Source organism: Methylomagnum sp., assembly GCF_054333355.1.
This window is the reverse complement of sequence record NZ_JBTEKS010000264.1, coordinates 1-6,029: the sequence shown is the minus strand read 5'-3', so window position 1 is coordinate 6,029 and position 6,029 is coordinate 1. Positions and strand designations below refer to the sequence as shown.

The following is a 6,029-nucleotide window of genomic DNA, read 5'->3' as shown; positions in this document are numbered from 1 at the left end:
ATGAAACCCACACCCAAATTCAACTCATCCGGCATCTGTCCGGCGGACGAGTGGATGTTGCGGTAATCCGCCTTGATGGAGATATTCGGGATCGGCTTGTAGGTCAGACCAGCCTGATAAATCCAGCGGTTGAAGGAGCCATCCTTGGTGAAGCCGGTCGGCACCCCGGCCAGCGTGTCGTACTGCTCGTAGCGGACGAAGGGTGCCAGATATTGCGTCCCGTCCCTCCACAGCAGCGGCATGATGTCGTAGGCCGCTTCGGTGTACCAGCCGTAGTTCTCGCTGCCGATGGTCTCGCCCTTGGCCGCGCTGAGCGCCGCCGCGTCGCCGATGTGACCGTAAGCCCCCAGGGCGCGGAATTCCAGCCCTCTGTATTGCCACTGAATATGGCCTTCGTAAAGCTGGGTGAAGGCGTTGACCTTCCGGCCTAAATAAAGCTGATCCTGCCCAGAGTCGCCGACATAGGCCGAAGCCCCCACCAGCAAGCCCGTGGCGAACGGCGGCGCGTAATCCACCCGGCCCGTGAAGGCGAAGTTGTCGGCCAGCCCCTCGCTGCCGCTTTGGCGACCTTCGCGGATGCCAATGCTCTCGAAGTTCTTGGCGTTCAGGCCGTTCATCGCATACATCCGATATTGCAGGCCGGGCAGGATTTCACCGAACAGGCCCGCGCCCATTTCGCGCCAGGTGGACGGGATGATGTAGCGTTCCACGTCGGGGCGGCGGTTGCCGTGGTAGGTGGTCGGCTCGTGGATTTCGTTGATGAAGCCCATCGGCACCAGCATCAAACCGGCGCGGATGTTGGCCGCCGGGTGCAGCAGGAAGTCGAGTTGCGAGAACTCCACCGAGACCTCGCCCTTCTCCTCGGCGCCCTCGCCGGTGGTGCCGTGCTCGAACTCGATCTCGTTATTGAGGATGATCCAGTCGTTGAACTTGTAGCCCACGTACAGCACGGCGCGGGTGGCGTCGAAAGTGTCCTTCTTGCTGCCCTTGTCGCCGGTGTAATTGGTGTAGAACCACTCGCCATAGCCCCCGATGGACAGACCACGATTGACCCGGTAGACCTCGGACGCCGCCGGACCCAAGCCGTATTGGCTTTTGTATTCCTTCTTGTCCGGGATGAACAGCTTGGTTTTCAGCTTCTCCACTTCCGTCGCCAGCACCTCGGTCTTGCGCTCGGCCTCGGACTTGCGGCCCTTGGCGCTGGCGGGCGCCCCGGCATCCGACGCCGTCGGCGCGGTGTCTTGCTGGGCCTTGAGTTGATTCACTTCTTTCTTAAGAACTTCGTTTTCCCCCGCCTTGGCTTTCAGCGCCTCGATTTCCTTTTGCTGCTGCTGAATGATTTTCCACATTTCCTGCATGTCGGCGGGCATGGGCTTGGCCGCTTGGGCCTCCGGTAGCGCTAAGGCCGCCGCGATGCAAACAGATAAGACGCTGATTTTTTTCATCGGGTGTTTCCAAATTTTATGGATGAAGTCACCTCGATTATATGCATCTCGTTCGCAAATGAAAATGGTTCTCAGTAAACAGTAGTTGCGCTAGAATCGAAGGGAAATTCGGACTAGGTAATCCAGAATCCAATACAGGCGTTCAGGGATGGCCCTCCATAAATGAAACAACCCAAGGAGCCTCCTCAATGAAGCGACGCGGCACCCTCATGCTCGTGTTGGTGGCGGCGCAGTCCGTCGTGGTGGCGGACATCCCGGTTCTACCGGGCGGCGACAAACTCGGTCGCAAAGCGCGGTTGGGCCAGAAGCTGTTCTTCGACACCAACCTCTCCACGCCGCCCGGTCAGTCCTGCGCCACCTGCCACGATCCCGGCAAGCTGTTCACCGACCCGGACAAGGACGTGCCGACCTCCACGGGCGCACTGCCCGAATTGCAAGGCTCGCGCAACACCCCCATCGCGATGTATGCCGCGTTCAGCCCGAAGTTCCATTTCGATAAAGCCGAGGGCTTGTACGTGGGTGGGCAATTCCTGGATGGCCGGGCCGCGACGCTGCAAGCACAGGCTAAGGGGCCGTTCTTGAATCCGCTGGAAATGGCCAATCCCGATGAGGCCACTGTTGTCGAGAAGGTTCGCCAAGCCGATTACGCGCCGCTGTTCCAACAGGTTTACGGGCCAGCCGCATTCGATAATGTGGACAAGGCGTATAACCGCATCGCCGACGCCATCGCCGCGTTTGAGCGCACGCCGGTGTTCGCCCGGTTCACGTCCAAATATGATTACTTTCTGGCGGGCAAAGCCCGCTTGACTCGGCAAGAGCTGCGGGGCTGGAAGCTGTTTGAAGCGGAAGACAAGGGCAACTGCGCCGCTTGTCACCCTAGCCGCCCCGCCGAAAACGGCACGCCGCCACTGCTCACCGATTTCACCTACGACAATCTGGGGGTGCCGAAGAACCCGGACAATCCGTTTTACGCCCTGCCCTCCGGGCTGAATCCACAGGGCGACAAGTTCGTCGATAAAGGGTTGGGAGCCATCGTTAAGTCAACCGCCGAGAACGGCAAATTCAAGGTCTCGACCTTGCGCAATATCGCCGTCACCGGCCCTTACACCCACAACGGCTATTTCAAGACCCTGCGAGGTATTGTGGATTTCTACAACACCCGCGATGTCAAGCCCGCCTGCCCCGACCCCCTGACGCCCGAAGCCGAGGCGTTGCGGCTGGGCTGCTGGCCCGCGCCGGAAGTGCGGGAGAACATGAACCGCAGCGAGTTGGGGGCGCTGGGATTGAACGAGCAAGAGGTGGACGATTTGGTGGCTTTTCTGCGGACGCTGACGGATGGCTATCGGCCCGGTTCATAGGGCCACTGCCATCATTCGATGATTCGATAGCGCTGTAGGTCGGGCTTTGGCCCGACAAGTCGGACTGAAGTCCGACCTACAAATTCCGGTAAGTTATTTTTTGCTAAACCGCATCCATTTGTGCGGAGTCTTAAGCGATTTCCGGGAACCCAAAGCCGAAATTTATGGCTCGTAGTCCCGGCTTCGGTCGGCGCTGGACCGGCTGAAGCCGGGACTACGAACCTTTTATTGCAAATGGGGCGGAATGGCGAAAATTGCGGTAAATTCCCCCGGAATTTCAACGCCAAGGGGAGGACACACCCATGACTATTCGCACCCGCACCGTCGATTACTCACAGGCTGGCACTGACTTAGAAGGCTTCTTCGCCTACGACGCCCGCCGCCCGAAGCCCATGCCCGCCGTGCTGATTGCCCATGCCTGGATGGGCCGCGACGAGTTCGTCTGCGACAAGGCCCAGAAGCTCGCCGAACTGGGCTACGCCGCCTTCGCGCTGGACATGTATGGCAAGGGCGTCATCGGCCAATCGGTCGAGGAGAACGCCGCCCTCATGCGGCCCTTTATGGCCGACCGCAGCCTCCTACAAAGCCGCATCATGTGCGCCCTGGACACCCTGCGCTTGCAGCCGGAAGTGGACGCCCACCGCATCGCCGCCATGGGCTTTTGTTTTGGTGGGCTGTGCGTGCTGGACTTGGCGCGGGCCGGGGCCGATATCCGGGGCGTGGCGAGCCTGCATGGCCTGTTCATCCCGCCGGGCAACACCGAGGGCCGCAAGATCAAGGCCAGGGTGCTGGTGCTGCATGGCTTCGAAGACCCCATGGCGACGCCGACGCAAATGATCGAGCTGGGCCACGAACTGACTGCCGCCGGGGCCGACTGGCAAGCCCATGTTTACGGCAACGCCCTCCACGCCTTCACCAACCCCAAGGCCAATGACCGCGCTTTCGGCACGGTCTACGACGAGGCCGCTGACCAGCGCTCCTGGCAATGCCTGACGGCTTTCTTCGCCGAAGTGTTAAAATAGCGACCTTTCGCCCGCCCCGAGATAACGACAACATGGACCTCAATTTCCTGGATTTCGAACAACCCATCGCCGAGCTTCGGGCCAAGATCGAAGAACTGCGACGGGTCGGTTTCGATAACGAAATCAATATCAGCGAGGAAATCGCCCGCCTCGAAGAGAAGAGCCGCAAGCTTACCGAGTCGGTGTTCTCGAATCTGAGCGCTTGGCAGATTTCCCAGATGTCCCGCCATCCCCAGCGGCTTTACACCCTGGACTACCTCGAACTGATTTTCGAGGATTTCCACGAACTGCACGGCGACCGGGGCTTCGCCGACGACCCGGCCATCGTGGGCGGACTCACCAAGCTGGACGGCATCCCGGTGATGGTCATCGGCCATCAAAAGGGCCGCGACACCAAGGAAAAAATCCACCGCAACTTCGGGATGCCCCGCCCGGAAGGCTACCGCAAGGCGCTACGGCTGATGAAGCTGGCCGAGCGCTTCGGCCTGCCCATCCTGTGCTTCATCGACACGCCCGGTGCCTATCCCGGCATCGGCGCGGAGGAACGCGGCCAAAGCGAGGCCATCGCCCGCAACCTGTTCGAAATGGCCGCGCTGCGGACGCCCATCCTCTGCACCGTCATCGGCGAAGGCGGCTCGGGCGGGGCGCTCGCGATTGGTGTTGGCGACCGCTTGCTGATGCTGCAATACAGCACCTACTCGGTCATTTCGCCGGAAGGCTGCGCCTCGATCCTGTGGAAAAGCGCCGAGAAAGCCGAACTCGCCGCCGAGGCCATGGGCGTCACCTCGTCCCGCTTGCAGGAATTGAAGCTGATCGACGAGATCGTGCCGGAACCCCTGGGCGGTGCCCATCGCGACCGCCAGCAAACCGCCGACAATCTCAAGGCGGCCCTCAAGCGACATCTGGAAGACGTCCGCCGCGAACCCCTCGACGCTCTGCTGGAGCAACGCTACCAGCGCTTGATGAGCTACGGGACGTTCGACGAAGCGAATGCCTGACGCCTCCGGGGCGGCGTCCGTCCGCCCCAGCCTATCCGGCGCGGCCTTGGCCCGCATCCTGGCCCGCCATCCTCCCTCCCCGGTTTACTGGATTGCCTACAGCGGCGGACTTGATTCGCGGGTTCTGCTGCGGCTTTGCGCCGAACTGCGTGGGAACGACTGTAGGTCGGGCTTCAGCCCGACCCCATCGCATGACTGGATAGATCGGGCTAAAGCCCGACCAACAACACCGGGACCGGACAATTTCGCCGCCGTCCACGTCCACCACGGCCTGCAAGCCGCCGCCGACGGATGGGCCGAGCAATGCCGCGCCGTCTGCGAGGCCGAGAACATTCCTTTCCGGCTGCTGCGGGTCGATGCCCGCCCCCAGCCCGGCCAAAGCCCCGAGGAAGCCGCCCGCGCCGCCCGCTATCAGGCGCTCCGTTCCATCATGCGGCCCGGCGACACGCTGCTCACCGCCCAACACCGCGACGATCAGGCCGAGACGCTGCTGCTGCAACTGCTGCGCGGCGCGGGATTGGCCGGATTAGCCGCCATGCCGGAACGGGCCGAGTTCGAGCCGGGCTTTTGCTGCGCCCCTTACTGGGCTTCTCCCGCCGCGAACTGCGCGAGTACGCCGAATTCCACCGGCTGGACTGGGCTGAAGACCCCAGCAACCAAGACGTGGGCTACGACCGCAACTTCATCCGCCACCGGATCATGCCGCTGCTGACCGAGCGTTGGCCCGCCGCCGCCGAAACCCTGAGCCGCAGCGCCGGGCACTGCGCCGAGGCCCACGCGACCCTCACCGCGCTGGCCCGCGACCTCTTCAAGACCGCCGGGAACCCCGAGCGGGGCACGTTGCTCATCGACCACTTGCTGAATTGCTCGGACGCCGACCGGCGCTTGGTGCTGCGCGAATGGCTACGCGCCCGGGGCCACCGGATGCCATCGGCCAAGGTGCTGGACCGAGTATTGAACGAAGCGCTGACCGCCGCCCCGGATCGCAATCCGGTCATTCGCTGGCCGGAGGGGGAAATCCGCCGCTACCGGAACGAACTGTACCTGTTGCCGCCCGCCGCTCCGTTCAATCCGAACGCGGAGATTCCGTGGGCGGGCAGCGAGCCTTTGACCTTGCCTGACGCCAACGGGGCATTGGTCGCGACATTGACCGAAGGGCCGGGCCTAGCCCCGGAGCTTTGGCGGACGGGCACCATCACCGTGCGT

Annotated in this window: 5 protein-coding genes and 1 pseudogene; 5 read left to right on the top strand and 1 reads right to left on the bottom strand. The window is 62.5% G+C overall.

Annotation, left to right across the window (positions count from 1 at the left end; all coding sequences use genetic code 11):
* On the bottom strand, positions 1-1,445 hold a 1,445-nt coding region (locus tag ACXWUF_RS16590), incomplete at its 3' end, for a hypothetical protein (protein ID WP_458495748.1).
* Positions 1,446-1,633: 188 nt separating this feature from the next.
* On the opposite strand from ACXWUF_RS16590, the gene ACXWUF_RS16585 reads away from it, so the two are divergent.
* From ACXWUF_RS16585 to ACXWUF_RS16565, 5 genes and pseudogenes are all read left to right on the top strand, one after another.
* Positions 1,634-2,803 (top strand): cytochrome-c peroxidase, encoded by a 1,170-nt coding sequence (locus ACXWUF_RS16585; protein WP_458495747.1) that lies wholly within the window; start codon positions 1,634-1,636, stop codon positions 2,801-2,803.
* A gap of 302 nt (positions 2,804-3,105) precedes the next feature.
* Positions 3,106-3,825, top strand: coding sequence for a dienelactone hydrolase family protein (locus tag ACXWUF_RS16580; protein ID WP_458495746.1), 720 nt, complete (start codon positions 3,106-3,108; stop codon positions 3,823-3,825).
* 32 nt (positions 3,826-3,857) lie between these two features.
* Positions 3,858-4,823: an acetyl-CoA carboxylase carboxyl transferase subunit alpha gene (gene accA / locus ACXWUF_RS16575; protein WP_458495745.1), complete on the top strand. Its 966-nt coding sequence runs from the start codon at positions 3,858-3,860 to the stop codon at positions 4,821-4,823.
* Positions 4,816-5,459 (top strand): annotated as a pseudogene (gene tilS / locus ACXWUF_RS16570) (tRNA lysidine(34) synthetase TilS); the annotation flags it as partial. The gene accA and the pseudogene tilS, both read left to right, overlap by 8 nt.
* Before the next feature lie 27 nt (positions 5,460-5,486).
* Positions 5,487-6,029 (top strand): TilS substrate-binding domain-containing protein (locus ACXWUF_RS16565; RefSeq protein ID WP_458495749.1); only part of this gene is annotated, 543 nt, incomplete at its 3' end.